The sequence below is a fragment of the Streptomyces sp. NPDC034086 genome (genome assembly GCF_055575515.1).
The window spans coordinates 133050-159066 of the sequence record NZ_JBVISM010000001.1 but is presented as its reverse complement, the minus strand read 5'-3'; the positions used below and the strand labels follow the sequence as shown (position 1 = coordinate 159066).

The following is a 26017-nucleotide window of genomic DNA, read 5'->3' as shown; positions in this document are numbered from 1 at the left end:
GTCGGCCTCGGCGCTCACCCCTTCCTGCCCAGGAGGGCGAGCAGCCGGGTCTGCGCGTCCGCGCCGGGCGGAACGTCCAGCGGCTCCGCGTACATCCCGCTGGCGGCGAGGCCGTCGGCGTACGGCATGACTTCCTTGAGGGAGAACTCGACCAGGTCGCCGGGCAGCCGGTCGTCGGCCCCGATGGCCCGCGAGAGGTCCCAGGCGTGCACGACGCAGTCCGCCGTCAGTTCCGAGCAGTACGCCGACACGCGCGCCGGCCCGTACGAGAGCGTGACCGTCCGCTCCAGCGCGCCCGGCGCCGCGAAGGCGGCGTGCCCGGCGGCCGCGGCCCGCTCCCAGGCGGCCGCCGGGTCCTCGCCCAGCAGGTCGCCGGAGAGCTCGTCTCCGACCTCCGCCACCGTGCGCCCCTCGGTGACCAGCGGCGGCACCCAGAGCTGCTCCCCGGTGACGTGGTTGACCAGGTCCCGCACGGTCCACTCGGTACAGGGGGTGGCCGCGCCCCACTGGGAGGCCGTGACCGCCCGCACCCGCTCACCGAAGAGCCTCAGCGCCGCGGCGTGCCATTCCGGCAACGTCTTCGGCATGGGTCTCACCGTCCTTCACCTCGGGGTGCCCACCCCCGGGGCCCACTGTCCTCGCCCCTCCTCTGCCCTGCCACCGACCCGGCCAATCCCCTTGCGCCACACCCGTGGTGTCCACATGTCAAAACGCACATCTCAAATTACGGGCCGATCCCCTACGGTGATCACCACGCCCCATCGATCCGCCACGACGACGAGGAGTGAGCCATGAGCACCGCCGCCCACGACGGGCACACAGCCCGCGCACCCCACGAGACGGCCGTCTACACCCACGGCCACCACGAGTCGGTCCTGCGTTCGCACCGCTGGCGCACCGCCGCCAACTCGGCCGCGTACCTGATCGGCGAACTGCGCCCGGGCATGCGCGTGCTGGACGTGGGCTGCGGCCCGGGCACCATCACGGCGGACCTGGCGGAGCTGGTCGCGCCGGGCGGCCACGTCACCGGGGTCGACGCGGCGGCCGGCGTGCTGGACCGGGCGAGCGCCCACGCGGCGGAGCGGGGGCTGTCCGGGGCGGTGGACTTCGCCACGGCGGACGTGCACGCGCTGGAGTTCCCCGACGGCTCCTTCGACGTGGTCCACGCCCACCAGGTGCTCCAGCACGTCGGCGATCCCGTGCGGGCCCTGCGCGAGATGCGCCGGGTGTGCCGGCCGGGCGGGATCGTCGCGGTGCGGGACGCCGACTACGCGGCGATGACCTGGTACCCGGCGACCCCGGGCCTGGCGGAGTGGCTGGACCTGTACCGGCGGGTCGCCCGGGCCAACGGCGGCGAACCGGACGCCGGGCGCAGGCTGCTGTCCTGGGCGCGGGCGGCCGGGTTCACCGACGTACGGGCGTCGGCGACGGCCTGGTGCTACGCGACGCCGGAGGAGGTCGCCTGGTGGTCCTCCCTGTGGGCGGACCGCACCACCGCCTCCTCGTACGCGGCCACCGCCACGGACGGCGGCCACGCCACCCCGGAGGCCCTGGCGGCCGCCGCGGGAGCCTGGCACACCTGGGGTGCGGCCCCGGACGCCTGGTTCTCGGTCCTGCACGGCGAACTGCTGTGCCGCGCCTGACCGCCTGACCCGTCCGGCCGCCCGGCCGCCCGGCGGTCATGCTCGCGGCGGGCGCATCCGGAAGTCGTACTCCGGGGGCAGCGGCCGGTCCGTCAGGGCGGCCCACACCTCGGACAGGGTCTCCTCGCCCTCCCGCAGGTCGGCGATCTCGAAGCCCTCCTCGAAGACGCGCCGGGCCGCGCCCACGTGACCCTCGGCCGCCAGGAGCCGGGCGGCCAGCAGCCGGAAGCGGCCCTGCTCGCGCAGCGACGGGCGCAGCCGGTCCCAGACGGCCCGCGCCTCCGCGAGGCGTCCGGCGCCGAGCAGGGCGGTCATGGCCTCCCGTCCCAGCGCGGCCTCGGCGGCCGTCCAGCTGTCGCCGCCCCGGCTCTCCCCCGCCAGGCCCTCGAAGGCCGCCGCGTAGCGGTCGGCGGCCCGCTCCGCGTTCCCGGCCAGGGCGTCGGCCGCCGCCAGACAGCGCAGCAGCGGCCAGCGCGAGGGCGCCTGCGCCAGCCCGCGCTCCCAGCTGCGTACCGCCTGGGCCACGTCGCCGGCGTGCCACTGGGCCACCCCGAGGTGGTACTCGGTCAGCGGGTCCGCCGGGGCGGTCTCCAGCATGTCGCGCCAGTGCGGGGCCACGAGGCAGGTGCCGGGCGGGGCGGCCGCGCGGGGCGCCGGGAGGACTCCGGTGCGCCACAGCTCCAGCCAGGGCTGCTGCTCCTCCTCCAAGGTGGACTCCGGGAAGGGGGTGCCGGGCAGGTCCAGGCCCCCGCACAGCACCTCCAGCGCGCCCCAGCCCGAGCCGTCCGCCAGCCGCTCCCCCGGTTCGGTGTCGGCCTGCCCGCGCCACGCCTTGTACGCCGCGTCCAGGGCCCCGGCCGGCAGGACGGCGTCGAGCGCCGCGGACGCCGCCCCGCGCGCCGCCGTCCAGTCGGCGCCGTGCACCGCCGAGGGCTCCGCCGACAGCGGCCCGTACGCCTCCAGCCAGCTGACCTCCGCGCCGGCCTCCAGCCGTACGTGTTCCAGCTGGGTCCGTGCCAGCCCGGCCTGGATCTCGGCGTAGCCGCCCGTGCCGGGCTCCGTCAGCCACTCCTGCCAGCGCCGGCCGCCCGGTCCCGCGCCCCACACGAACAGCTTGCGCCCGCGCAGGCGTCCGGTGGAGGCCTGCACCAGGCCGTGCCCGTCGGCGTCGAGGGAGGCGATCCAGGGACGGTCCGCGTCCTCGGCCAGGACCTCGTAGAAGAAGTCGGCGGGGTAGGTGCTGTTCAGCGGGTACGTACGGTCGGCGTCCTGCCAGTGCGGCACGGGGACGCGGTGCAGCGTGCGCTCGTAGCCGAAGTGCCAGGCCTCCTCGGCGGGGGCCAGGACGCGGGTTCCGGCGTCCTCGGGGACGGCGGTGTTCGACCACCAGTAGAGGGGGGCGGGCCGTTCGTGCGGGTTGCGCACGCGGACGCCGACGTACAGGAAGTCCGAGTCCGCCGGCAGCCACAGGTCCACCTGGAAGGGCAGGTCGCGCAGCCGCTCCCACTCCCACAGCCGCACCATCACGCCCCCGTCGGGCGCCGGCACGAGCGCGGCGTGCAGCGGGGCACAGGACAGTGCGGTGTGTCCGGTGGCGCCGATGTTCCATTCGACGCCGCCGGAGTACCAGGCTCCGTTGAGCGCGAAGTGGGCGGGCTGGAACACCGGGTTGCGGTAGAGGAGTTCGCGCCCGGTGGGGAGGTGGACGAGGGAGTGGATCCGGCCGCCGAGACCGGGCAGGACGGTCACCCGCAGCCGCCCGTTCTCGATGACGACCGCCTCGAACTCCCGCTCCGCGCGCCGCCGCCCGTACCCGTCGCGGAGCCGGACGGGCAGCAGGGAGCGCAGCGGTTCGTAGCCGATCTGGCGCGCCATGTCGCGCGGCAGCCCGTCGCGCGAACGCTCGTCCAGTTCGTGCACCCCGTCGGGGGCGCGCAGCGCGGGGAGCGGGTTGTCGGGGCCCAAGGGGGCGGCGGGGAGGGTCAGCTGGGCACGTCGGACTGTGGTGGCCATGGGGGAATGGAACACGCGGGTGCGGCCTCGTGCACAGGGGTTCCGCACATCACCACCGGTCAGGATTACGCAAAGGCCCGCGCGGCCGGGTCGTCGCGGTGGCCGGTGCCCGGGGCGGTCAGCGCCCAGCGTTCGTGGTCGCGCCAGGCGCCGTCGACGTAGAGGAACTCGGGGGAGAGGCCCTCCAGGCGGAAGCCCCGGCCCCGGACCAGGGCGAGGGACGCGTCGTTGCCCGGCTGGATGTTCGCCTCCAGCCGGTGCAGGCCGAGACCGGCCCCCTGCTCGGCGAAGGCGTGCGCCAGCAGCAGGTCGAAGCCCTCGCCGAACATCCCGCGCCCCGCGGCGTGCGCGAAGGCCCCGTAGCCGAGCGCCCCGCACTGGAAGGCGCCGCGGACGATGTTGTTGACGTTGACGAAACCGGCGGCGGCCCCGGTGGCGAGCTCGCAGACGAGGAACCCGGCCCGGCTCCCGTCGTCGCCGGTCAGCCGGGCCGCGTAGGGCCCGTACTCCTCGGGGGTCAGCGGCGGGAACAGCCAGGGCCGGTGCAGGGCGCGGCTCTCCCGGACCCGGGCCGTGAACTCGGGGCCGTCGGCGGGCGACAGCGGCCGCAGGCCGACGCGCCGGCCCGTGCGGACGTACTCGGTGGAATGAGGCATCGCCCCAGGTTAAGCACTGTGACAGCATCCCGGTGTGATCATCCTCCCGAGCACCGGCGAGCTGCTGCGCGCGGCCGCCCGCAACAACGCCGAGTGGTGCGCGGCCGTTTCCCGCTCCGGCCACTTCCGCGGCTCGCTCTGGTGCAGCCCGAGGCGTACCCCTCCGCTGTACCCCGACGCCGTCACCCTCGCCCCGGACGTCACGGCCGCCGAGGTGGTCGCCGGGATCGACACGGCCGCCCCCGGCTGTTCGGTGAAGGACAGCTTCGCCTCGGTGGACCTGGCCCCGGCCGGCTTCGAGGTGCTGTTCGAGGCGCAGTGGATCCACCGCCCGGCGGGCGCCGCCGTTCCCGGGGCGGCGCGGGGCGGCCGGCTGGAGTGGGACGAGGTGGCGAGCCCGGCGGAGCTGGCGGCCTGGGAGGCCGCCTGGGACGGCGAGGGGAGCACGGGCCTGTTCCACGAGGGCCTGCTGCGGGAGGGCCTCGTCTTCCTCGCGGGCCGTGACGGGACCCGGATCACCGCCGGGGCCGTCGTCAGCACCGGCGGCGGGGCCGTCGGTGTCTCCAACGCGTTCGCCCACGACGACGCGGACACCGGCGCCGTCTGGGCGGCCGCCCTCGACGCGGCCGCCCGCCACTGGCCGGAACTGCCGGTGGTGGGCTACGAGCACGGCGAGGACCTCGGCACGGCCGTACGCGCCGGGTTCACCCCGCTCGGCCCGCTGCGCGTGTGGCTGCACACCGCTTAGGCGTCTCTGATCGCCCCTCGTATACGCTTCCGGGCGATGACGTACCAACAGGCCGATGGCACCTGGGACTCGACCCTGTCGGCCCGGGAGTTCGCCGCGGTCTCCGGCGTCGGGTTCGAGCCGGTCGGGCAGGTGATGGGCACGGCCGTGTTCCACCTGGGCGACACCGGTGCCTGGGGATGCCCCGGGGCGTGGACGGCGACCAGCGGCCCCTCGGGGCCGTCCTCGCCGTGGAGCCCCTCCATGGCGCCGCTGACGAGGGCCGTCCACGCGGCGCGCAGGCTGGCGCTGCGGCGCGCGGTGGCCGAATGCCGCGCGCTGGGCGGCGACGGCATCGTCGCGGTACGGCTGGTGTCACGCGAACACCGCGACGACGCGACGGAGTTCACCGTCATCGGCACCGCCGTCCGGGCGCGCTCCCGCGTCCGCCCGCAGCACCCCTTCACCTCGCACCTCGGCGGACAGGACCTCGCCCGGCTGCTGCACGGCGGCTGGGTCCCCACCGGCCTCGCGTTCGGCGTTTCACTCGCGATCCGGCACGACGACTGGCGCGGCTCCCGGCCGGCCGGCCGCCGGTTCGTGGGGAATCAGGAGGTCGACGGCTACACCCGGCTGATCGGCCACGTCCGCCAGGACGCCCGTGCCCGCCTCGCCCTCGACGCCCGCAAGCACGGCGCCGGCGACGGGATCGTCGTGGACGAGGTCCGCCTCCGGCTGCGGAGGACCGAGTGCCTGGGCTCCCAGAGCGGGAGCGCACGGGACGTCATCGCGGAAGCCGTATGCGTCGGCACGTCCATCACCCGGTTCGGCCGGTCCCGGCGGCCCGCCGCGGCAGAGCCGCTGACCATCATGAGACTGGAGCGCGAGCACTGACATGACAGGGCAGAACACCACCGGAGGAACGGAACGGATACCGGACGGGCGGGACCTGTCCGAGGACGCGATGCGGCGCCTGGCGCAGCTCCGGCCGGACGACGACAGCGGCCCCGTGTTCACCTCGGACCTGACGGTGAACGAGTTCCTGCTGGTGCGGGAGGCCGGCTTCCGCCCCCTCGGCCTGGTCTTCGGCTGCTCCGTCTACCACGTCGGCTTCCAGGTCGGCCGCTGGTCGAAGAACCAGGAGCTGACCAAGCTGTCCCAGGCCATGTACGACGCCCGCGAGCTCGCGATGAGCCGGATGGAGGCCGAGGCCGGCGCGCTGGGGGCGGACGGGGTCGTCGGCGTCCGGCTGGACATCGAGTTCAAGGAATTCGGTTCGGACCTCGCCGAGTTCATCGCGGTGGGCACGGCCGTCAAGGCGGCGGGCGCCGACCCGGGGCCGGCCGGGACCTGGCTCAACAACAAGGGCAAGCCGTTCACCTCGGACCTCTCCGGCCAGGAGTTCTGGACGCTGGTCCGCGCCGGGTACGCCCCGCTGGACCTGGTCATGGGTTGCTGCGTCTACCACGTGGCGCACCAGGGCTTCGTGCAGGCGCTGGGCAACACGGGTCGCAACGTCGAGATCGAGCCGTTCACCCAGGCCCTCTACGAGGCCCGCGAGCTGGCGATGGGCCGGATGCGGGCGGAGGGGAAGGCCCTGGGTGCCGAGGGGATCGTGGCGGTGCGGCTGGAGCAGCACGAGCGCGGCTGGGGGTCGCACACCACCGAGTTCCTCGCCGTCGGGACCGCGGTGCGGCCGCTGCGCGAGGACCACGTCATCGACCGGCCGACCATGGTGCTGGGCCTCGATGACTGACGACACGGGGGCGGCCCCGGTGGACGTGGGACTGCTGGCCGCGGCACTGCGCCGGGACAGCGCCGACCTGGAACTCCATGCCGGCGTGCTGTCGGCGAGCCTCGCCGACGCGCTGCCGCCCGGCGCGGTCCGGGTCCGGCGCAGGCGTTCCGTGGCGCGGCGGCTGGTGGGGCGGGAGGGGCCGGTCGAGGGACTGGACGTCGTGCTCGGGGAGCAGCGGCTGTCCCTGCGGACGGACCGGGGCCGGACCATCGGCGAGGTCTGCCACGAGGTGCGGGGGATCGTCCTCTCGCGGCGCCGGGTGGGCCTGGACGAGTGGATCGGCGCCCTGGCCGGGGCCCTGGCGGACGCCGCGGCCTCGAACGCCCGCGCCCGGGAGGCCCTCGAACGGTTCCTGTCCTAGCCGTCTTTTCCGGATCTTGCCCGACCCGCGCTCACCGGCAAGATCCGGAACAGACGCCCCAGGTGTTCCGCGGGCCGCTCACTCCGTACGCAGCTCCAGCCGGGGCACGTCATCGCGTTCGATGCCGAAGACCTGGGCGTACAGCGACAGCTCCGCCTCCAGGGCCCGCACCATGGTGTCCGCGCGGCGGAAGCCGTGGCCCTCGCCCTCGAAGGTGAGGTAAGCGTGCGGGACCGCCGGCTCGCGGCCGCGGAGGGCGGCGAGCAGCCGTTCGGCCTGCGCGGGCGGGCAGACGGGGTCGTCCAGCCCCTGGAGCAGGACGAAGGGGGCGGCGATGCGGTCGGCGCGGGCCACCGGGGAGCGTTCCCGGCAGCGCACCGCCAAAGTGCCCGGCGGTCCCGCCAGGCCGTCGGTGTAGTGGGACTCCAGGTCGTGGGTCTCGGCGGCGAAGCCGCGCAGGTCGAGCACCGGGTAGATGACCGCCGCGCAGGCGTACAGGTCGGTGGCGGCCAGGGAGGCCGCCGCCGTCCAGCCGCCCGCGCTGCCGCCGCGGATCGCGAGCCGGGCGGGATCGGCGGTGCCCTCGGCGGCCAGGGCCCGCGCCACCGCCGCGCAGTCCTCCACGTCCACCACGCCCCACTGTTCGCGCAGCCGCTCGCGGTAGGCGCGTCCGTAGCCGGTGGACCCTCCGTAGTTGACCTCGACGACGCCGATCCCGCGTGAGGTGAAGTAGGCGATGTGCAGGTCGAGCACGGGCGGCACGTGGTCGGTGGGTCCGCCGTGCGCCCACACCACGTACGGGGGCAGTTCGTCGGCGGGCGGCCGCAGGAAGGGGTGGTGCGGCGGGTAGACGTGGGCGTGGATCTCCCGGCCGCCGGGGCCGGGGAAGGCGCGGGTCTGCGGCTCGGGGTAGTACGCCGGGTCCACCGGGTCGGAGGCCGGGGCTCCGACGACCCGGGCGTGGCCGGTGGCGGTGTCCAGCTCGACGACCTCGTAGGCGCTGCGCGGGCTGGCGGCGACCCCGTAGACGCGGGTGCCGCTGACGGCGAGGGACGGCTGCCAGGCCGTCCAGGGCCCGGCCGCGTCGACCAGGTCGCCGGTGTCGGGGTCGAGGACGCCGAGCACGGGGGCGCCCAGCCCGTGCAGCACGGCCACCGGCCCTTCGGGCAGCGGGGCCAGCCAGCTGAGCCCCGGCTTCCACAGCGGGCCGCCGAACTCCTCCTCGCGGGGGCACAGGTTGACGGCCTCCCCGCTGCCGGGGTCCACCCGGTACGGGTTCCACCAGCCGCTGCGGTCGCTCACCGCGAGCAGGGTCCCGTCGGCCGCCCACGCCACCTGGGCCACGGCCTCGGCCGGTCCGCCCAGTACGGTACGGGGCGTGCCGAGCGTTCCGTCGGGGCGTACCCGGGCCAGCTGGAGTTCCGTGCCGTCCCAGGGCATCCGGGGGTGGTCCCACACCAGCCAGGCCGCTCCGCGCCCGTCGGGGGAGAGCTTCGGCCCGGTGCGGAAGCGGTGCCGGTCGTCGGTGAGTTCGCGTACGGCGGCCCGGTCCCCGGCGGCGGAGCCGTCCAGCGGGACGGCGGCCGCCACCCGCCGTACGTCGGCGGGCCCGGGGCCGGTGAACTCCTCCAGCACGCACCAGACCTCGTCGCCGCGCAGCACCGGGTCGGCCCAGCGCAGGCCGCCGCCGGTCTCCGAGACGGGGGTGAGCGGGCGCGGCCGGGGGGTGCCGGGCGCGTCGGGTTCGTACGCGTACAGCCGCTGGTCGGCGTGGTGGACGAACACCACCAGCGGGCCGCCGCCGACGCGTTCGGTGCCCGCCCAGGGCAGGCCGCCGTACTCGGTGAGGCGGCTGCGCACGTTCCACGGCGCGGGCAGCACCGACCGGGGGGCCGCGCCGCCGGCGGGCCGGCGCACCAGGGTGCGGCGGCCGCCCTCCGCGGGGCGGGGCTCGGTCCACCACACCTCGGCCCCCACGGTGCCCACGTACTCGGGCCGGCCGTCGTGCGCGGCGGCGTGCGCGGCGTCGATCGGGGAGGGCCAGCTGCCGTAGGGGCCCGCGACGCCGGCCGCCGCCCTCACCGGGGCCCCCTCACAGGGCCCGCAGCGCGCGGTCGAGGACGCGGACCCCGAAGCGCAGGGCGTCGACGGGGACCCGTTCGTCCACGCCGTGGAAGAGGGACCAGTAGTCGAAGCCCGGCGGCAGCTTGAGCGGGGAGTAGCCGTATCCGGTGATGCCGAGCCGGGAGAACTGCTTGGCGTCGGTGCCACCGGCCATGCAGAAGGGGACCACGTGCCCGTCGGGGTCGAAGTGTTCGACGGACTCGCGCAGGACCGCGTACGTCCGTCCGTCGACCGGGGCCTGGAGGGCCACCTCGCGGTGCTCGTACTCCCAGTGCACGCCGGGGCCGGTGAGTTCGTCGAGGGTGGCGGTGAACTCCGCCTCGCCGCCGGGCACCGTGCGTCCGTCGACGTACGCGGTGGCGTGGCCCGGGATGACGTTGATCTTGTAACCGGCGCTGAACATCGTGGGGTTGGAGCTGTTGCGGAGGGCCGGCGCGACCAGGGCGGCGGCCGGGCCGAGCTTGCCGAGGAGGCCGTCGAGGTCGGTGCCCGGGGCGCGCGGGTCGACGGTGAGGCCCTGGAGGGCGGCGAGTCCGCTGATGCAGGCGGTGACGGTGTCGGTGAGGCGGACCGGCCAGTCGTGGGCGCCGATGCGGGCCACGGCGGCGGCGAGCCGGCTGACGGCGTTGTCCCGGTTGGGCTTGGAGCCGTGTCCGGCGGTGCCGTGGGCGGTCAGCTTGAGCCAGGCGGTGCCGCGTTCACCCGCGGCGATCGGGTAGAGGGCCTGGCCGGGCCGGGGGTGCACGGTGAAGGCCCCGGACTCGCTGAGGCCCTCCGTACAGCCTTCGAAGAGGTGCGGGTGCTCGTCGGCGAGGTAGCCGGACCCGTCGACCGCGCTGTCCTCCTCGTCGGCGGTGAAGGCGATCACGACGTCCCGGCGGGGCCTCACCCCCCGGCGCGCCCAGGCGCGTACGACGGCCAGCACCATCGCGTCCATGTTCTTCATGTCGACGGCCCCGCGGCCCCAGACCACCCCGTCGCGGACCTCTCCGGAGAAGGGGCCGACGCTCCAGTCGGCTGCCTCGGCGGGGACCACGTCCAGGTGTCCGTGGACGAGGAGGGCGGGCGCGGAGGGGTCGGTGCCCTCGATCCGGGCCACCACGTTGGTGCGGCCCGGGGTGCGTTCCAGCAGCACGGGTTCCAGTCCGGCCCCGGCGAGGCGTTCGGCGGCGTACTCGGCGGCGGGCCGCTCGCGGCAGTCGCCGCCGCCGCGGTTGCTCGTGTCGATCCGGATCAGGCCGGAGGTGAACTCGACCACCTCGTCGAGGGCGGCGGCGTCGAGGCCATCGCCGGGGCCGCCGTCCCGGGGTGCCGTTCCTCCGTGTTCCCCGTGGGCGGCCTCCCGGGGGGCGCCTTCCACCCGCTGCATGTCAGCCATACTGCTCCTCCACGGCCGCCGAGACGACCGTCGTGACCGCTTTGAAGGTCCGGATCCCCTCGTACATCGTCGCGCTGGTGTACGCGACCCTGCGCTCCGCGCAGCGCTCGACGCCGGGGACGACGGTCGCGGCCATCGACAGGTGCTCGGCGTCGAACTCGACCTCCACCGCGAACGGGCCGCCGCGCACCGGCTCGTGCCGGACCGCGAGCTTGACCGCCTCGGCGGCGGCGGCGCGGATGTCCGCGGCGGTGCGGGCCGGGGTGCGGCAGACGGCCGCGTAGCGCGAGACGTGGTCCTTCACGGCGACGGTACGGGCGTCCGGGGCGTACCCGGCGGCGTCGGCGCAGGTGAGGTCGTCGCCGGTGACCAGGATGACGGGAACCCCGTACTCGGCGACGACGTGGGCGTTGAGGACGCCCTCGCTCGCGCGCAGGCCGTTCAGCCAGACGCCGGTGATGGAGTTGGCGAGGTAGGTGTGCGCGAGGACCCCTTCGCTGCCGGCGCCGGTGTGGTAGCCGACGAAGGCGATGCCGTCGACGTCTCCGTGCTGGACCCCCTCGACCATGGAGAGGGACTTGTGGCGGCCGGTGATCATCTCGGCGCGGGCGTCGAGCTTCTCCAGGAGGAGGTTGCGCATGGTCCAGTGGGCCTCGTTGACGAGGACCCGGTCGGCGCCGCCGTCGTGGAAGCCGAGTACGGCGGCGTTGACGTCGGAGGTGAACATGCCCCGGCAGCGCTCCCATTGGGGGGTCCCGGGCAGCACGTCGGCGGGCCAGGTGACGCCCGTGGCGCCTTCCATGTCGGCGGAGACGAGGATCTTCAACGGGCCCCCCGGCGGGTCGGGTCGCGGAGCCCCACCCTAGCCCCCCGGAGCCCCGCGGGCCCCGGGCCACGCCCGGGCCGGGCGCGGGTGCGCGCCGGTTCGGGGGCGGCTCACGGCGGGCGGGAATTCCACCCGAACCGGTGAGCCGTCCCCGGGGGTCGTGCCGTCGTGGGCCCCCGGCGCGCGCCGGGCCCCGCCGGTCAGCCCTTGACTTCCCTGGCGAGGTTGTCGAGCACGGTGTCGTAGATGCGGCCGAGGCCCTTGGGGGCGAAGGTGCGCTCGAAGAAGCCGCCGATGCCGCCGGCGCCGTTCCACACGGTGCTGACGACGGCCCGGGAGCGGCCCTCGCCGGCGGGGGTGACGGTCCAGGTGGTGACCATGGAGGAGTTGCGGTCCTTCTCCACGAGCTGGCCGTCGGTGGGCTCGGTGACCTCGAGCAGGCAGTCCCGGACGCGCTTGCTGGTGGCCTGGAGCTTCCAGTGGACGAGGGTGCCCTCGCCGTCGCCGCCCTCGCGCACCTCGTACTCGCTGAAGTGCTCGGGGAGCAGCTTGCCCCGGGTGCCGGTGTAGTCGGCCAGCGCGTCGAACACGGTGTCCGCGTCGGCCTCGATGATGCGCTCCGTGGTGGCCTCGACCTGCGCCATACCTGTTCCTCCAGCAGTTGGGATCGTGCGTCGCGGCAAGCCAACCACCTCCGGGGCGGCCGCCCAAATCCGGGGGGCGGCGCCCCGCCCGGCCGTACGGGGCGCCGGCCGGGCTCCGGGCCGGGATCCCGGCCGGCCTCCGCCCGGGCTCCGGCCGGGTGGAGGCTCGCGCACGATCATGGGAACGTTTGTTCTATTCTCGGGATCCCGTCACCGAGGAGGCATCCATGCGCTGGGAGAATCTGACCGGGGCACCGGGCAGCGGTCCGGCGGCCCTGTTCGGGGCCGGCTCCGTCGTCACCCGCACCTTCGACACCCCCGAGTTCCGCGGGATCACCTTCCACGAGGTGCGGGCGCGCTCGGTCCTCAACCGGGTGCCCGGCGCCTCGCGGATGCCGTTCGAATGGACGGTCAACCCCTACCGCGGCTGCAGTCACGCCTGCGTCTACTGTTTCGCCCGCAAGACCCACGGCTACCTCGACCTGGACACCGGGACCGGCTTCGACTCCCAGATCGTCGTCAAGGTCAACGCCCCCGAGCTGCTGCGCCGCGAGCTGGCCGCGCCGCGCTGGACCGGCGCGCACGTCGCCATGGGCACCAACGTCGACTGCTACCAGCGCGCCGAGGGCCGCTACCGGCTGATGCCCGGGATCATCGGGGCGCTGCGCGAGCGCGCCAACCCCTTCTCCGTCCTCACCAAGGGGACGCTGATCCTGCGCGACCTCCCCCTGCTGCGGCGGGCCGCCGAGGTCACCGAGGTCGGCGTCTGCGTCTCGGTCGGGTTCACCGACACCGGCCTGTGGCGGACCGTGGAGCCCGGCACCCCCTCCCCCGCCGCCCGGCTGGCCGCCGTACGGGCCCTGACCGACGCCGGCCTGGAGTGCGGGGTGCTGATGGCGCCGGTGATCCCCTTCCTCGGCGACTCCCCCGAGCAGCTGCGGGCGACCGTCCGGGCCATCGCCGCGTCCGGGGCGACGTCCGTGACACCCCTGGTACTCCATCTGCGGCCCGGAGCACGCGAGTGGTTCACGGCCTGGCTCGGCCGGCACCACCCGCACCTGACCGGACGGTACGAACGGATGTACGCGGGCGGGTCCTACGCGCCCACCTGGTACCAGCGCCGGATCACCCGCCAAGTCCACGAGTTCGCCGCCGAATTCGGCATCGGCCCCGCCCGGAGCGGGCCGGCACGGGCCGCCGCCGCGCGGGAGCGGACGGACGGCCCGGCCCCCGCCGGACCGACGCAGCTGACGCTGATGTGAGCGCGCCGCGCGCCGCGCCGTGACCCGGACGCCTCCCGACGGGTCATCACATCGGGCCAATGAGCGGCCCAATCCCGTCTTCCCGCCAGGGTTTCCGGGACGATTCCGCCCAGAACCCTCGGCTGGGAGGCCCCATGCTCCACCCCTCGAAGCTGCGCCCCGCGAAGAAGCGCGCCGCCGTCCTGCTCGCGATCTCCACCGTCGCCGCCGCCCTCGCGACCCCCGTCACCGCCGCCGCGCCCGCCGCCGCGCCCGCCCCGGCCGCCGCCGGGCTCCACTGGACCGGCTGCTCGACCCCCCGCTACCCGACCCTGCAGTGCGCCTCCCTCAAGGTCCCGCTCGACCACGGGCAGCCCGCCGGACGGCAGATCACCCTGGCCCTGACCCGCGTCCCGCACACCGCCGCCACCTCCCAGGGGCCGCTCCTGGTGAACCCCGGCGGCCCGGGGGGCAGCGGCCGCGCCCTGGCGGGGTTCGTCGCCTCCGCCCTGCCCAAGGACGTCGCCGCCCAGTACGACGTGATCGGCTTCGACCCGCGGGGCGTGGGCAAGAGCGAGCCCGCCCTGGACTGCGGGCCCGGCCACTTCACCCCGGTACGGCCGGACTCCGTGCCCAGGGACGGGGCGACCGAGCGGGCCAACCTGGTGCGGGTGCGTTCCTTCGCGGTGTCCTGCCAGGAGAAGCACGCGGACGTGCTCCCGCACGTCGGCACCGTCTCCGCGGCCCGCGACCTCGAGGTGCTGCGCACCGCCCTGGGCGCGGCGAAGCTCAGTTACTTCGGCTACTCCTACGGCACCTACCTGGGCGCCGTGTACGCCAAGCTGCACCCGGAGCGGGTGCACCGGCTGGTGCTGGACTCCGTGGTCGACCCGGGCGGCGTGTGGTACGAGGACAACCTCGCGCAGGACCTGGCCTTCGACGCGCGCCACAAGGCGTTCCTGGCCTGGGTCGCCCAGTACGACTCCACGTACCACCTGGGCACCGACCCGGCCCGGGTCGAGGCCCGCTGGTACGAGATGCGCGACGCGCTGCGCGCCGCCCCGGCGGGCGGGAAGGTGGGCCCGGCCGAGCTGGAGGACACGTACATGCCGGGCGCCTACTACAACGGCTACTGGCCGTCCCTGGCCGAGGCCTTCGCGGCGTACGCGGGGAAGCGGGACGCCAAGCCGCTGGTGACGGCGTACGAGCGGCTGGGCGCGGTGGATCCGGCGGCGGGCAACAGCTACAGCGTGTACACGGCGGTGCAGTGCCGGGACTCGGCCTGGCCGAGGGACTGGAACCGCTGGCGGGCCGACATGTGGCGCACGCACGCGAAGGCGCCCTTCATGACCTGGAACAACGCCTGGTACAACGCGCCGTGCGCGTTCTGGCCCGCGCAGCCCCTCCAGGCGACGGACGTGACCAACACCGAGCTGCCCCAGGCGCTGCTGTTCCAGGCGACGGAGGACGCGGCCACCCCCTACGGCGGCGCGGTGAGCATGCGGGAGAAGCTGGCGGGCTCGGCGCTGGTGGTGGAGGAGGGCGGCGGCAACCACGGCATCGCCCTGAGCGGCAACAAGTGCCTCGACGAGAAGCTGGCGGCGTACCTGAGGACGGGCCGGGCGGCGGACGCGACCTGCCCGGCGCCCGCGGCCCCGAAGCCGACCGCGGCGACGCGCGCGGTACCGGCCTCGGCGGGCGGTGCGGCCCTCCACGGCCTGCTGGGCTTCCGCGGCTGACACCTGGCGGGCAAGATCGTCCGCATGACCTCGTTCGAGCAGAGCAGCAACAGTGGTACCAGCGGCAGCAGCCACCTCACCCGTGTCGCCGCGCCGGAGGGCGTCAGCCCCGGCACCGGGTACAGCCACGTCGTCTGGGGCACCGGGCGGTTCGTGGCCGTCTCGGGGCAGTGCGCCTTCGACGAGAAGGGCGAGGTGGTCGGTGAGGGCGACCCGGCCGCGCAGGCCCGGCAGGTGTTCGAGAACCTGCGGCGGTGCCTGGCGGCGGCCGGGGCGGGCTTCGACGACGTGGTGAAGCTGACGTACTTCGTCACGGACGTGGCCCACCTCCCGGCGGTCCGCGCGGCCCGGGACGAGGTCATCGCCCCGGACCGGCTGCCGGCCTCCTCGGCGGTCCAGGTCGCGGCCCTGTTCCGCCCGGAGCTGCTGCTGGAGGTCGAGGCCTTCGCCGTGGTGCCGTCGGCCGGGTAGGCCGCCCCTTCCCGCGCGGGCTACGCGTCCGGGTGCCGGACCGTCAGCCGGTTCAGGGCGTCCGTCGCCGCCAGGGCGAGCCGGGGGTGGGCCTGGGCGCGGACCAGGACGTCGCGGGCCCGGGCGTCGGCGAGGACGCCCAGGCCCTCGACGCAGGCCAGGGCCACCCGCCAGTACGGGTCGTGCGGGGCGAGCAGCCGCGACAGGGTCTTGATCAGGGCCGGGGCCGACTCCGGCGCCCGCAGCGCGGTCAGCAGCCGGACGGGGTGCAGGGCGTAGGCCGTGCGCAGGGAGTTCGTCGCCAGGGCGGCCGCCGCGCGGGCGGTGCGCGGGTCCCCGAGGACTCCGAGTGCCTGCGCGGCGGCGGCGCAGCGGGCCGGGTCCCGGTGGTTGAGGAGCAGGACCAGGGGCTCGAAGGCCCGCCGGTCGCCTCCCATCCCCAGCCGGTAGGCGGCCAGTTCGCGGGCCCACAGGGGCAGTCCGGCGGAGGTCAGGGAGGCGGCCAGCGCGTCCGGGCCGGCCGCGCACAGGTGCGCGTACGCCGCCGATCCGCCGGCCTCCGCCCGCAGGCGTTCCAGGACGTCGTTCACGCCGCCACCCTAGGGGTACGCGCGCCCCCGCAGGCGGCCTTCCGGCCACCTCGTTGATCGATGATCGATGATCGGTACATTTGGGCGGTACAGGTCACATCTCCGCGCTCTGGCGGACCAGTTACCACCGGGTTAATGTCACTGCACACGTACGGAGCCGGCCTGGTGACGCAGCCGCCCCGTACCAGTCGGTTCGTCCGCTCGTCCGTTCCACAGCCACGGCTGGACCCCGGGACAGGGTTCCGCCGTTCCGCCCGCCGCGCCCTCTCTCCCTCTCCCGGGCGCATCGCCGGGCGTGCTCCGCACGGCTTTTCCGTACGGCATCCGCGCGCGCTGTGCGCCGCGCGCTCCCCAGTCGTCACCCTCTTCCACTGGAGTCCCGCGATGGACCTTCCGTCCACGTCCAGTCAGTCATCCCTCCGCACCGTCGCCGTCGTCGGCCTCGGCACGATGGGCACCGGCATCGCCGAGGTCCTCGCCCGGGCCGGCCGCGAGGTCGTCGGCATCGACGTCAGCGAGGCCGCCACCCGCCGCGCGGCCGCCTCCCTCGCGGCCGCCACGGCGCGCTCGGTGGCCAAGCAGAAGCTCACCGAGGAGGAGCGCGAGGCGGTCCTGGCCCGCTTCCGCACCTTCACGGACCTCGGGGCCGCCGCCGAGGCCGACCTCGTCATCGAGGTGGTCCCGGAGGACTACGACCTCAAGCGCCGGGTGATCGGCGAGCTCGACGCGATCGTCCGGCCCGACGCCGTGCTGGCCACCGGCACCAACGCGCTGTCGGTGACCCGGCTGGCCGCCGAGTCCCTGCGCCCCGAGCGGGTGCTCGGCATGCACTTCTTCAACCCGGCCCCGGCGATGAAGCTCGTCGAGGTCGTCTCCAGCGTGCTGACCGCGCCGACGGCCGTGGAGGCCGTCACCGGGCTGGCGCTGGAGCTCGGCAAGCAGCCCGTCGCGGTCGGCGACCGGCCGGGCTTCGTCGCCGACGGCCTGCTCTTCGGCTACCTCAACCAGGCCGCCGCGATGTACGAGGCCAAGTACGCCTCCCGCGAGGACATCGACGCGGCGATGAAGCTGGGCTGCGGTCTGCCGATGGGCCCGCTCGCCCTGCTCGACCTGGTCGGCGTCGACACCGCGCGCACCGTGCTGGAGGCCATGTACGCCTCCTCCGGTGACCGGCTGCACGCCCCGGCGCCGATCCTGGGCCAGCTCGTCGAGGCGGGCCTGACCGGGCAGAAGGCCGGGCGCGGCTTCTACACGTACGAGGCTCCGGGCAGCCCGGTGGTCGTCCGCGACCTGCAGACCCCGCTGGACGGGTCCCTGCTCGGCGCGGGCCGTGCGGTCTCCTCGGTCGGCGTCGCGGGCTCCGGGACCATGGCGAGCGGTATCGCCCAGGTCTTCGCCCAGGCCGGCTACGACGTGGTGCTGGCCGCCCGCAGCGAGGAGAAGGCCGGGGCCGCCAAGGCCGCGATCGGGAAGTCCCTGGACCGTGCGGTGTCCAGGGGCCGCCTGACCGAGGAGGCCGCGGCGCGGACGCTGGAGCGGATCACCCCGGCCGGTTCGCTGGAGGCCTTCGCCGACGTGGACCTGGCGGTCGAGGCGGTCGCCGAGGACCTGGAGGTCAAGCAGCAGCTCTTCGCGGGCCTGGACAAGGTCTGCAAGCCGGGTGCGGTGCTGGCCACCACCACCTCCTCCCTGCCGGTGATCGCCGTCGCGCGGGCCACCTCGCGTCCGCAGGACGTGATCGGCATGCACTTCTTCAACCCGGCGCCGGCCATGAAGCTGGTCGAGGTGGTCCGGACCGTCCTGACCGCCGACGACGTGCACGCCACCGTCCGGGAGGTCTGCGCCAAGGTGCGCAAGCACCCGGTGGACTGCGGGGACCGGGCCGGCTTCATCGTGAACGCGCTGCTGTTCCCGTACTTGAACAACGCCATCAAGATGGTCGAGCAGCACTATGCGGGGATCGACGACATCGACGCCGCGATGAAGCTGGGCGGCGGCTACCCGATGGGGCCCTTCGAGCTCCTCGACGTCGTCGGCCTGGACGTGTCGCTCGCCATCGAGAAGGTCCTCCACCAGGAGTTCCGCGACCCGGGCCTGGCGCCGTCCCCGCTGCTGGAGCACCTGGTGGCGGCGGGCTGCCTGGGCCGGAAGACCGGCCGCGGATTCCGTGAGTACGCCCGCCGGTAACCCCCGGCCGGGCCCTGAGCAGGATGCGTGGGGAGGGCTGCTCGGGTCCGCCGGACCCTCACGGCGGACACACCCTCCCGAGCCCAGTGCGGGCCCTCCCCCGCATCCACCCCCCTCTCACCCCCCTCCGGCGCGCGCGCCTGCGCGGATGAAGTACTTTCGCTCTATGTCCCAGCCCGCCAAGACCTCACCCCGCGCCGCCTCGGCCGGCGACTCCCAGGAGAGCGCCGCCGGCACCCGGGCGGCCGCCCAGCGGCTCAAGATGCGGCGCGAGCTCGCGGCCGCGGCCATGGAGCTCTTCGCGACCAAGGGGTACGAGGCCACGACGGTCGACGAGATCGCCGCGACCGCCGGGGTGGCGCGCCGGACCTTCTTCCGGCACTTCCGCTCGAAGGAAGAGGCGATCTTCCCGGACCACGACGACACCCTGACCCGTGCCGAGGCCGTTCTGGACGTGGCCCCGGCGCACGAGCACCCGCTCGACACGGTGTGCCGGGGGATCAAGGAAGTCATGAAGATGTACGCCGCCTCGCCGGCGGTGTCGGTGGAGCGCTACCGGCTGACCCGCGAGGTGCCGGCGCTGCGGGAGCGGGAGATCGCCTCGGTGGCCCGCTACGAGCGGCTCTTCACCCGCTATCTGCTGGCCCACTTCGACGAGACCGACCACCACGACGGCAACGACGACCCGCTGCTGGCCGAGGTGGCCGCCTCCGCGGTGGTGACCGCCCACAACCACGTGCTGCGGCGCTGGCTGCGGGCGGGGGGCCAGGGGGACGTGGAGGCGCAGCTGGACCACGCCTTCGCGATCGTGCGCAAGACCTTCGGCTCCGGGATCGGCGCCGGCCGCACGCCGGGCGCGGGTGGCGGGGTGCCGAGTGCGGCGGTGCGCACGGAGGGTGAGGTGCTCGTCGCGGTGGCGCGTACGGACGCTCCTCTCGACGAGGTCATGCGGACCATCGAAGAGGCGCTCAAGAACAAGTAGGCGGTCGTCCCCGGAACACCACCGGGCGACCCTCGTCACAGCGGCCGCTCCCGTTCCGGGGGCGGCCGTTTTCGTTTGTCCGAGTTGCCCCTACTCGCCGGTAACTCTGATCGATCATCGCTCATCTGCGCAGGTCAATCGGCAAGTGAGAGAAATTTTTGGCACGCAGTGCCTTGCCGAGTGACACGGGGTGCCATACGTTGAGTTCCGTCCGGATGTCCCCGCGGCCCGCGCCCACTCGGCAAGGAACGCGCCCCGGATGCCTGCGTCACCAGGCCCCCGCCCGCCCCACCACAGGCGCGCCAGCACCACAGCTCCTCCCCCGGTCCTCGGCCGGGGACCAGGACCGACGGCACCCGCACCACCCGTCACACACGTACCCCGCGCACCCGCGTATCCCCTCAGCGCACCCTCATCAGCGCCCTCCCCCAAACTCCGGCCGGGGAGACCCTCAGGAGGCAATACCGTGAAGGACATCCTGGACGCGATTCAGTCGCAGTCCGCCACCGCCGCAGACTTCGCCGCGCTGCCGCTCCCCGACTCGTACCGCGCGGTCACCGTGCACAAGGACGAGGCGGAGATGTTCGCGGGGCTCACCACCCGCGAGAAGGACCCGCGCAAGTCCCTGCACCTGGACCAGGTCCCGGTTCCGGAGCTCGGTCCGGGCGAGGCCCTGGTCGCCGTCATGGCCTCCTCGGTCAACTACAACTCGGTGTGGACCTCGATCTTCGAGCCGGTGTCCACCTTCAGCTTCCTCGAGCGCTACGGCCGCCTGTCGGAGCTCACCAAGCGCCACGACCTCCCGTACCACGTCATCGGCTCCGACCTGGCGGGCGTCGTGCTGCGCACCGGCCCCGGCGTCAACTCCTGGAAGCCGGGCGACGAGGTCGTCGCGCACTGCCTGTCGGTCGAGCTGGAGTCCTCCGACGGCCACAACGACACGATGCTCGACCCCGAGCAGCGGATCTGGGGCTTCGAGACCAACTTCGGCGGCCTCGCCGAGATCGCCCTGGTCAAGTCGAACCAGCTGATGCCGAAGCCGGGCCACCTCAGCTGGGAGGAGGCGGCCTCACCCGGCCTGGTCAACTCGACCGCGTACCGCCAGCTGGTCTCCCGCAACGGCGCCGGGATGAAGCAGGGCGACAACGTCCTGATCTGGGGCGCCAGCGGCGGCCTCGGCTCGTACGCCACCCAGTTCGCGCTGGCCGGCGGCGCCAACCCGATCTGCGTCGTCTCCTCCCCGGAGAAGGCGGAGATCTGCCGCAAGATGGGCGCCACCGCCGTCATCGACCGCAACGCCGAGGGCTACCGGTTCTGGAAGGACGAGCGGACCCAGGACCCGCGCGAGTGGAAGCGCTTCGGGTCGAAGATCCGCGAGCTGACCGGCGGCGAGGACATCGACATCGTCTTCGAGCACCCGGGCCGCGAGACCTTCGGCGCCTCGGTCTACGTCACCCGCAAGGGCGGCACGATCACCACCTGCGCCTCCACCTCGGGCTACATGCACGAGTACGACAACCGCTACCTGTGGATGTCCCTCAAGCGCATCATCGGCTCGCACTTCGCCAACTACCGCGAGGCGTGGGAGGCCAACCGCCTCATCGCCAAGGGCAAGATCCACCCCACCCTGTCCAAGGTCTACTCCCTGGAGGAGACCGGCCAGGCGGCCTACGACGTCCACCGCAACCTCCACCAGGGCAAGGTCGGCGTCCTCGCGCTCGCCCCCGAGGAGGGCCTCGGCGTCCGCGACCACGAGATGCGGGCCGAGCACCTCGACGCCATCAACCGCTTCCGCAACGTCTGAGTCCGCTCAGAGGCCATAAGGATCGCCTGAGATGACAGAGCGCCAGAAGGACCGTCCGTGGCTCATGCGGACGTACGCCGGCCACTCCACGGCCGAGGCGTCCAACGAGCTGTACCGCCGCAACCTCGCCAAGGGCCAGACCGGCCTGTCGGTCGCGTTCGACCTCCCGACGCAGACCGGCTACGACCCCGACCACATCCTCGCCCGCGGCGAGGTGGGCCGGGTCGGGGTCCCGGTCTCCCACCTGGGCGACATGCGGCGGCTGTTCCAGGACATACCCCTGGAGCAGATGAACACCTCGATGACGATCAACGCCACGGCCATGTGGCTGCTGGCGCTCTACCAGGTGGCCGCCGAGGAGCAGGGCGCGGACATCTCCCAGCTCCAGGGCACCACCCAGAACGACATCGTCAAGGAGTACCTCTCGCGCGGGACGCACGTCTTCCCGCCCGGGCCCTCGCTCCGCCTGACGACGGACATGATCGCGTACACGGTCAACCACATCCCGAAGTGGAACCCGATCAACATCTGCTCGTACCACCTCCAGGAGGCGGGGGCCACCCCGGTCCAGGAGATCTCGTACGCGATGTCCACCGCGATCGCCGTGCTCGACTCGGTGCGCGACTCCGGCCAGGTGCCCGAGGAGCGCTTCGGCGAGGTGGTCGCGCGCATCTCCTTCTTCGTGAACGCGGGCGTCCGCTTCATCGAGGAGATGTGCAAGATGCGCGCCTTCGGCCGCATCTGGGACAAGGTCACCAAGGAGCGCTACGGCATCGCGGACGCCAAGCAGCGCCGCTTCCGCTACGGCGTCCAGGTGAACTCCCTCGGCCTGACCGAGGCGCAGCCCGAGAACAACGTCCAGCGGATCGTGCTGGAGATGCTCGCGGTCACCCTCTCGAAGGACGCCCGGGCGCGCGCGGTGCAGCTGCCCGCCTGGAACGAGGCGCTGGGCCTGCCCCGGCCCTGGGACCAGCAGTGGTCGCTGCGCATCCAGCAGGTCCTGGCCCACGAGAGCGACCTGCTGGAGTACGACGACATCTTCGCCGGATCCCACGTCATCGAGGCCAAAGTCGACTCCCTGGTCGCCGACTGCCTGGCCGAGATCGACCGGATCCAGGAGATGGGCGGCGCGATGGCCGCCGTGGAGTCCGGGTACCTGAAGTCGCAGCTGGTCTCCTCGCACGCCGAGCGCCGTGCCCGGATCGAGGCGGGCCAGGACAAGATCGTCGGCGTGAACTGCTTCCAGCAGACCGAGGAGAACCCGCTCACCGCCGACCTCGACGGCGCCATCATGACCGTCGACCCCGCGGTGGAAGCGCTCACCGTCGAGCGCATCGTGCGCTGGCGGGCCGAGCGCCAGGAGTCCTCCGACCGGCAGGGCGGCGGCGACCCGTTCGTCTTCCCGACCGCCGGGCAGGCCCTGGACCGGCTGAAGGAGGCCGCCGCCGGGACCGAGAACCTGATGGAGGCCACCCTGGAGTGCGCCCGCGCCGGTGTCACCACCGGCGAGTGGGCCGGTGCCCTGCGGGAGGTCTTCGGCGAGTTCCGCGCCCCGACCGGGGTCTCCTCGGCGCCCGTCGCGGTCACCGCCGAGGAGGGCACGCCGCTGGCCCTGGTCCGCGAGAAGGTCTCCCGGACGGCGGACGAGCTGGGCTCCGGCCGGCTGCGCCTGCTGGTCGGCAAGCCCGGCCTGGACGGGCACTCCAACGGCGCCGAGCAGATCGCCGTGCGGGCCCGCGACGCCGGCTTCGAGGTGGTCTACCAGGGCATCAGGCTGACCCCCGAGGAGATCTCCTCGGCGGCGCTGGCCGAGGACGTGCACTGCGTGGGACTGTCCATCCTGTCCGGTTCGCACAGCGCGCTCGTCCCGGACGTCCTGGAACGCCTGCGCGCGGCGGGGGCGGGCGACATCCCGGTCATCGTCGGGGGCATCATTCCGAACGCCGACGCCGTCACGCTGAAGGCCGCCGGGGTGGCCGCCGTGTTCACCCCCAAGGACTTCGGCATCACGGAGATCATCGGACGTATCGTCGACGAGATCCGCAAGGCCAACAAGCTCCACCCCCTCACCATCGCTGAAAGCACGGAGGTCCCCGCATGACCACGCCCCTCTCCCCCGTGAACCGGCTGCGTCCGCGCCGCTCCTGCCTCGCGGTCCCGGGCTCGAACCCGCGGTTCCTGGAGAAGGCCCAGGGCCTGCCGGCCGACCAGGTCTTCCTCGACCTGGAGGACGCCTGCGCCCCGCTCGCCAAGGAAGGCGCCCGCCACACGATCGTGGACGCGCTGAACAACGGCGACTGGACCGGCAAGACCCGCGTGGTCCGCGTCAACGACTGGACCACCCACTGGACGTACCGCGACGTCATCACCGTCGTCGAGGGCGCCGGCCAGAACCTCGACTGCATCATGCTGCCCAAGGTGCAGGACGCCCAGCAGGTCGTCGCCCTGGACCTGCTGCTGACGCAGATCGAGAAGACCATGGGCTTCGAGGTCGGCAAGATCGGCATCGAGGCGCAGATCGAGAACGCCAAGGGCCTGGTGAACGTCGACGCGATCGCCGGTGCCTCCCCGCGCCTGGAGACGATCATCTTCGGCCCGGCCGACTTCATGGCCTCGATCAACATGAAGTCCCTGGTCGTGGGCATGCAGCCGCCCGGCTACCCGGCGGACGCCTACCACTACATCCTGATGCGGATCCTGATGGCGGCCCGTACGCACGACCTCCAGGCCATCGACGGCCCCTTCCTCCAGATCCGCGACGTGGACGCCTACCGCGAGGTCGCCGGGCGCGCCGCGGCCCTCGGTTTCGACGGCAAGTGGGTGCTGCACCCGGGCCAGGTCGACGCGGCCAACGAGGTCTTCTCCCCCTCCCAGGAGGACTACGACCACGCCGAGCTGATCCTCGACGCGTACGACTGGTGCACCTCCGAGGCGGGCGGCAAGAAGGGCTCCGCCATGCTCGGTGACGAGATGATCGACGAGGCCAGCCGCAAGATGGCCCTCGTCATCGCCGGCAAGGGCCGCGCCGCGGGCATGCAGCGCACCAGCAAGTTCGAGATCCCCGCCAACTAGAAGGGCCCTGATCCCATGCAGTTCGGACGCACGTACGAGGAGTTCGAGGTCGGGGCGGTCTACAAGCACTGGCCCGGGAAGACGGTCACGGAGTACGACGACCACCTCTTCTGTCTGCTGACCATGAACCACCACCCGCTCCACATGGACAGCAACTACGCGGAGAACACGACCGACTTCGGCAAGAACGTGGTCGTGGGCAACTACGTCTACTCGCTGCTGCTCGGCATGTCCGTGCCGGACGTCTCCGGGAAGGCCATCGCCAACCTGGAGATCGAGTCCCTGCGGCACGTGGCGCCGACCTTCCACGGCGACACGATCTACGGCGAGACCACCGTCCTGGACAAGACGCCGTCGAAGTCCAAGGACGACCGCGGCATCGTCTACGTGGAGACCAAGGGCTACAAGCAGGACGGCACCCTCGTCTGCGTCTTCCGGCGCAAGGTGATGGTCCCGACCGAGACGTACATCACGGCGCGCGGCGGCGAGCAGCCCGGCCGGCCTCAGCTGAAGGAACAGGGGAAGTAGCCATGGCACGACTCGCCCAGACCGCCGGGCTCACGGACGTCCAGCGGGAGATCCTCAAGACCGTCCGGGAGTTCGTCGACAAGGAGATCATCCCGGTCGCGACCGAGCTGGAGCACCGCGACGAGTACCCGCAGCAGATCGTCGACGGCCTCAAGGAGCTCGGCCTCTTCGGCCTGATGATCCCCGAGGAGTACGGCGGCCTGGGTGAGTCGCTGCTCACCTACGCGCTGTGCGTCGAGGAGATAGCGCGGGGCTGGATGTCCGTCTCGGGCATCATCAACACCCACTTCATCGTGGCGTACATGCTCAAGCAGCACGGCACGCAGGAGCAGAAGGACCACTTCCTCCCGCGCATGGCGCTGGGCGAGGTGCGCGGCGCCTTCTCGATGTCGGAGCCGGGGCTGGGCTCGGACGTGTCGGCCATCACGTCCAAGGCGGTGAAGGACGGTGACGAGTACGTCCTGAACGGCCAGAAGATGTGGCTGACGAACGGCGGCTCCTCGACCCTCGTGGCCGTTCTGGTCCGGAGTGACGAAGGACACCCCGAGGGCACGGCGCCCCACAAGTCGATGACCACGTTCCTCGTCGAGAAGGAGCCGGGCTTCGGGGAGGTCCGTCCGGGCCTGACCATCCCGGGCAAGATCGACAAGATGGGCTACAAGGGCGTCGACACGACCGAGCTCATCATGGACGGACTGCGCATTCCGGCCAATCGGGTCCTCGGAGGCCGGACGGGCCGGGGGTTTTACCAAATGATGGACGGCGTCGAGGTCGGCCGCGTCAACGTGGCGGCCCGTGGCTGCGGCGTCGCTCAGCGTGCTTTTGAGCTGGGTGTCTCGTATGCCCAGCAACGTCACACTTTCGGCAAGGCGATCGCCGAGCACCAGGCCATCCAGTTCAAGCTGGCCGAGATGGCTACCAAGGTCGAGGCCGCCCATGCCATGATGGTGAACGCGGCACGCAAAAAGGACTCCGGGGAACGAAACGACCTCGAAGCCGGGATGGCGAAGTACCTCGCCTCCGAGTACTGCAAGGAGGTCGTCGAGGACGCCTTCCGTATCCACGGCGGGTACGGGTTCTCGAAGGAGTACGAGATCGAGCGCCTCTACCGCGAAGCACCGATGCTCCTGATCGGTGAAGGAACCGCCGAGATCCAGAAAATGATCATCGGGCGACGCCTGCTCGAGGAGTACCGACTCCAGGGCTGAATGTCCCTTTTGCGGTGGATCATCC

The 26017-nt window shown here is 73.2% G+C and carries 23 protein-coding genes; 15 read left to right on the top strand and 8 right to left on the bottom strand.

Annotation, left to right across the window (positions count from 1 at the left end; translation table 11 throughout):
- Nucleotides 1-14: 14 nt before the first annotated feature.
- Nucleotides 15-587: a TIGR03086 family metal-binding protein gene (locus ACZ514_RS00735; protein ID WP_469123731.1), complete on the bottom strand. Its 573-nt coding sequence runs from the start codon at nucleotides 585-587 to the stop codon at nucleotides 15-17.
- Between the two features lie 204 nt (nucleotides 588-791).
- Between ACZ514_RS00735 and ACZ514_RS00730 the strand changes: the two genes are divergently transcribed.
- A complete protein-coding gene (locus ACZ514_RS00730; protein WP_468172928.1) occupies nucleotides 792-1643 on the top strand; it encodes a methyltransferase domain-containing protein in 852 nt (283 codons plus the stop codon).
- Between the two features lie 36 nt (nucleotides 1644-1679).
- Here the strand turns inward: ACZ514_RS00730 and ACZ514_RS00725 are convergent, their stop codons facing one another.
- Nucleotides 1680-3656, bottom strand: coding sequence for a DUF5107 domain-containing protein (locus ACZ514_RS00725; protein WP_469123730.1), 1977 nt, complete (start codon nucleotides 3654-3656; stop codon nucleotides 1680-1682).
- 65 nt (nucleotides 3657-3721) lie between these two features.
- Nucleotides 3722-4312 carry a GNAT family N-acetyltransferase gene (locus ACZ514_RS00720; RefSeq protein WP_469123729.1) on the bottom strand — a complete coding sequence of 197 codons (591 nt, stop codon included), beginning with the start codon at nucleotides 4310-4312 and terminating at the stop codon, nucleotides 3722-3724.
- Nucleotides 4313-4346: 34 nt separating this feature from the next.
- On the opposite strand from ACZ514_RS00720, the gene ACZ514_RS00715 reads away from it, so the two are divergent.
- The 4 genes from ACZ514_RS00715 to ACZ514_RS00700 are packed head-to-tail and all read left to right on the top strand — an operon-like array spanning nucleotide 4347 to nucleotide 7198.
- The gene (locus ACZ514_RS00715) at nucleotides 4347-5060 is read left to right on the top strand and encodes a hypothetical protein (RefSeq protein ID WP_469123728.1); all 714 of its coding nucleotides are present in this window, start codon (nucleotides 4347-4349) and stop codon (nucleotides 5058-5060) included.
- Nucleotides 5061-5096: 36 nt separating this feature from the next.
- Nucleotides 5097-5933: a heavy metal-binding domain-containing protein gene (locus ACZ514_RS00710; protein ID WP_469123727.1), complete on the top strand. Its 837-nt coding sequence runs from the start codon at nucleotides 5097-5099 to the stop codon at nucleotides 5931-5933.
- 1 nt (nucleotide 5934) lies between these two features.
- Complete coding sequence (locus ACZ514_RS00705) at nucleotides 5935-6795, top strand: heavy metal-binding domain-containing protein (protein ID WP_469123726.1); 861 nt, start codon at nucleotides 5935-5937, stop codon at nucleotides 6793-6795.
- Nucleotides 6788-7198: a hypothetical protein gene (locus tag ACZ514_RS00700; protein ID WP_469123725.1), complete on the top strand. Its 411-nt coding sequence runs from the start codon at nucleotides 6788-6790 to the stop codon at nucleotides 7196-7198. Before ACZ514_RS00705 ends, ACZ514_RS00700 begins: the two co-directional genes overlap by 8 nt.
- A 78-nt stretch (nucleotides 7199-7276) precedes the next feature.
- Here ACZ514_RS00700 and ACZ514_RS00695 read toward each other — a convergent pair whose 3' ends face one another.
- The 4 genes from ACZ514_RS00695 to ACZ514_RS00680 form a co-directional block, all read right to left on the bottom strand.
- Nucleotides 7277-9280 carry a prolyl oligopeptidase family serine peptidase gene (locus ACZ514_RS00695; RefSeq protein ID WP_469123724.1) on the bottom strand — a complete coding sequence of 668 codons (2004 nt, stop codon included), beginning with the start codon at nucleotides 9278-9280 and terminating at the stop codon, nucleotides 7277-7279.
- A 10-nt stretch (nucleotides 9281-9290) separates the two neighbouring features.
- A complete protein-coding gene (locus ACZ514_RS00690) occupies nucleotides 9291-10691 on the bottom strand; it encodes a M20/M25/M40 family metallo-hydrolase (protein ID WP_469124170.1) in 1401 nt (466 codons plus the stop codon).
- A 1-nt stretch (nucleotide 10692) separates the two neighbouring features.
- The gene (locus tag ACZ514_RS00685) at nucleotides 10693-11526 is read right to left on the bottom strand and encodes a M55 family metallopeptidase (protein WP_468698170.1); all 834 of its coding nucleotides are present in this window, start codon (nucleotides 11524-11526) and stop codon (nucleotides 10693-10695) included.
- 200 nt (nucleotides 11527-11726) lie between these two features.
- Nucleotides 11727-12170: an SRPBCC family protein gene (locus ACZ514_RS00680; RefSeq protein ID WP_468172904.1), complete on the bottom strand. Its 444-nt coding sequence runs from the start codon at nucleotides 12168-12170 to the stop codon at nucleotides 11727-11729.
- A gap of 227 nt (nucleotides 12171-12397) precedes the next feature.
- Here ACZ514_RS00680 and ACZ514_RS00675 point away from each other — a divergent pair, with 227 nt between their 5' ends.
- From ACZ514_RS00675 to ACZ514_RS00665, 3 genes are all read left to right on the top strand, one after another.
- Nucleotides 12398-13432: an Rv2578c family radical SAM protein gene (locus ACZ514_RS00675; RefSeq protein WP_468172901.1), complete on the top strand. Its 1035-nt coding sequence runs from the start codon at nucleotides 12398-12400 to the stop codon at nucleotides 13430-13432.
- A gap of 134 nt (nucleotides 13433-13566) precedes the next feature.
- A complete protein-coding gene (locus tag ACZ514_RS00670) occupies nucleotides 13567-15150 on the top strand; it encodes an alpha/beta hydrolase (RefSeq protein WP_468698186.1) in 1584 nt (527 codons plus the stop codon).
- 24 nt (nucleotides 15151-15174) lie between these two features.
- A complete protein-coding gene (locus ACZ514_RS00665; protein WP_468172895.1) occupies nucleotides 15175-15621 on the top strand; it encodes a RidA family protein in 447 nt (148 codons plus the stop codon).
- Between the two features lie 20 nt (nucleotides 15622-15641).
- Here ACZ514_RS00665 and ACZ514_RS00660 read toward each other — a convergent pair whose 3' ends face one another.
- On the bottom strand, nucleotides 15642-16211 hold the full coding sequence (locus ACZ514_RS00660) for a HEAT repeat domain-containing protein (RefSeq protein WP_468172892.1): 570 nt from the start codon (nucleotides 16209-16211) through the stop codon (nucleotides 15642-15644).
- Between the two features lie 384 nt (nucleotides 16212-16595).
- Between ACZ514_RS00660 and ACZ514_RS00655 the strand changes: the two genes are divergently transcribed.
- The 7 genes from ACZ514_RS00655 to ACZ514_RS00625 all read left to right on the top strand — a co-directional run bounded on the left by ACZ514_RS00655 (nucleotide 16596) and on the right by ACZ514_RS00625 (nucleotide 25992).
- Nucleotides 16596-18398: a 3-hydroxyacyl-CoA dehydrogenase family protein gene (locus ACZ514_RS00655; RefSeq protein ID WP_468172889.1), complete on the top strand. Its 1803-nt coding sequence runs from the start codon at nucleotides 16596-16598 to the stop codon at nucleotides 18396-18398.
- Nucleotides 18399-18564: 166 nt separating this feature from the next.
- Nucleotides 18565-19380, top strand: coding sequence for a TetR family transcriptional regulator (locus ACZ514_RS00650; RefSeq protein ID WP_468172886.1), 816 nt, complete (start codon nucleotides 18565-18567; stop codon nucleotides 19378-19380).
- Nucleotides 19381-19846: 466 nt separating this feature from the next.
- Nucleotides 19847-21184 carry a crotonyl-CoA carboxylase/reductase gene (gene ccrA, locus ACZ514_RS00645; protein ID WP_468172883.1) on the top strand — a complete coding sequence of 446 codons (1338 nt, stop codon included), beginning with the start codon at nucleotides 19847-19849 and terminating at the stop codon, nucleotides 21182-21184.
- Between the two features lie 31 nt (nucleotides 21185-21215).
- Complete coding sequence (locus ACZ514_RS00640; RefSeq protein ID WP_468172880.1) at nucleotides 21216-23285, top strand: protein meaA; 2070 nt, start codon at nucleotides 21216-21218, stop codon at nucleotides 23283-23285.
- Nucleotides 23282-24256: an HpcH/HpaI aldolase/citrate lyase family protein gene (locus tag ACZ514_RS00635; protein WP_468172877.1), complete on the top strand. Its 975-nt coding sequence runs from the start codon at nucleotides 23282-23284 to the stop codon at nucleotides 24254-24256. Before ACZ514_RS00640 ends, ACZ514_RS00635 begins: the two co-directional genes overlap by 4 nt.
- A gap of 15 nt (nucleotides 24257-24271) precedes the next feature.
- Entirely contained in the window at nucleotides 24272-24784 is a 513-nt protein-coding gene (locus tag ACZ514_RS00630; protein WP_388942681.1) for a MaoC family dehydratase, read from the top strand.
- Between the two features lie 2 nt (nucleotides 24785-24786).
- Entirely contained in the window at nucleotides 24787-25992 is a 1206-nt protein-coding gene (locus ACZ514_RS00625) for an acyl-CoA dehydrogenase family protein (RefSeq protein ID WP_388942684.1), read from the top strand.
- The last annotated feature ends 25 nt before the right edge of the window (nucleotides 25993-26017 follow it).

What these genes read in the sequence shown, in the direction of transcription:
- ACZ514_RS00735 (WP_469123731.1), bottom strand. Translation starts at nt 587, where the DNA reads ATGCCGAAGACGTTGCCGGAATGGCACGCCGCGGCGCTGAGGCTCTTC.
- ACZ514_RS00705 (WP_469123726.1), top strand. Translation starts at nt 5,935, where the DNA reads ATGACAGGGCAGAACACCACCGGAGGAACGGAACGGATACCGGACGGG.
- ACZ514_RS00720 (WP_469123729.1), bottom strand. Translation starts at nt 4,312, where the DNA reads ATGCCTCATTCCACCGAGTACGTCCGCACGGGCCGGCGCGTCGGCCTG.
- ACZ514_RS00630 (WP_388942681.1), top strand. Translation starts at nt 24,272, where the DNA reads ATGCAGTTCGGACGCACGTACGAGGAGTTCGAGGTCGGGGCGGTCTAC.
- ACZ514_RS00680 (WP_468172904.1), bottom strand. Translation starts at nt 12,170, where the DNA reads ATGGCGCAGGTCGAGGCCACCACGGAGCGCATCATCGAGGCCGACGCG.
- ACZ514_RS00670 (WP_468698186.1), top strand. Translation starts at nt 13,567, where the DNA reads ATGCTCCACCCCTCGAAGCTGCGCCCCGCGAAGAAGCGCGCCGCCGTC.
- ACZ514_RS00725 (WP_469123730.1), bottom strand. Translation starts at nt 3,656, where the DNA reads ATGGCCACCACAGTCCGACGTGCCCAGCTGACCCTCCCCGCCGCCCCC.
- ACZ514_RS00710 (WP_469123727.1), top strand. Translation starts at nt 5,097, where the DNA reads ATGACGTACCAACAGGCCGATGGCACCTGGGACTCGACCCTGTCGGCC.
- ACZ514_RS00665 (WP_468172895.1), top strand. Translation starts at nt 15,175, where the DNA reads ATGACCTCGTTCGAGCAGAGCAGCAACAGTGGTACCAGCGGCAGCAGC.
- ACZ514_RS00675 (WP_468172901.1), top strand. Translation starts at nt 12,398, where the DNA reads ATGCGCTGGGAGAATCTGACCGGGGCACCGGGCAGCGGTCCGGCGGCC.
- ACZ514_RS00690 (WP_469124170.1), bottom strand. Translation starts at nt 10,691, where the DNA reads ATGCAGCGGGTGGAAGGCGCCCCCCGGGAGGCCGCCCACGGGGAACAC.
- ACZ514_RS00700 (WP_469123725.1), top strand. Translation starts at nt 6,788, where the DNA reads ATGACTGACGACACGGGGGCGGCCCCGGTGGACGTGGGACTGCTGGCC.
- ACZ514_RS00635 (WP_468172877.1), top strand. Translation starts at nt 23,282, where the DNA reads ATGACCACGCCCCTCTCCCCCGTGAACCGGCTGCGTCCGCGCCGCTCC.
- ACZ514_RS00650 (WP_468172886.1), top strand. Translation starts at nt 18,565, where the DNA reads ATGTCCCAGCCCGCCAAGACCTCACCCCGCGCCGCCTCGGCCGGCGAC.
- ACZ514_RS00625 (WP_388942684.1), top strand. Translation starts at nt 24,787, where the DNA reads ATGGCACGACTCGCCCAGACCGCCGGGCTCACGGACGTCCAGCGGGAG.
- ACZ514_RS00640 (WP_468172880.1), top strand. Translation starts at nt 21,216, where the DNA reads ATGACAGAGCGCCAGAAGGACCGTCCGTGGCTCATGCGGACGTACGCC.
- ACZ514_RS00730 (WP_468172928.1), top strand. Translation starts at nt 792, where the DNA reads ATGAGCACCGCCGCCCACGACGGGCACACAGCCCGCGCACCCCACGAG.
- ACZ514_RS00655 (WP_468172889.1), top strand. Translation starts at nt 16,596, where the DNA reads ATGGACCTTCCGTCCACGTCCAGTCAGTCATCCCTCCGCACCGTCGCC.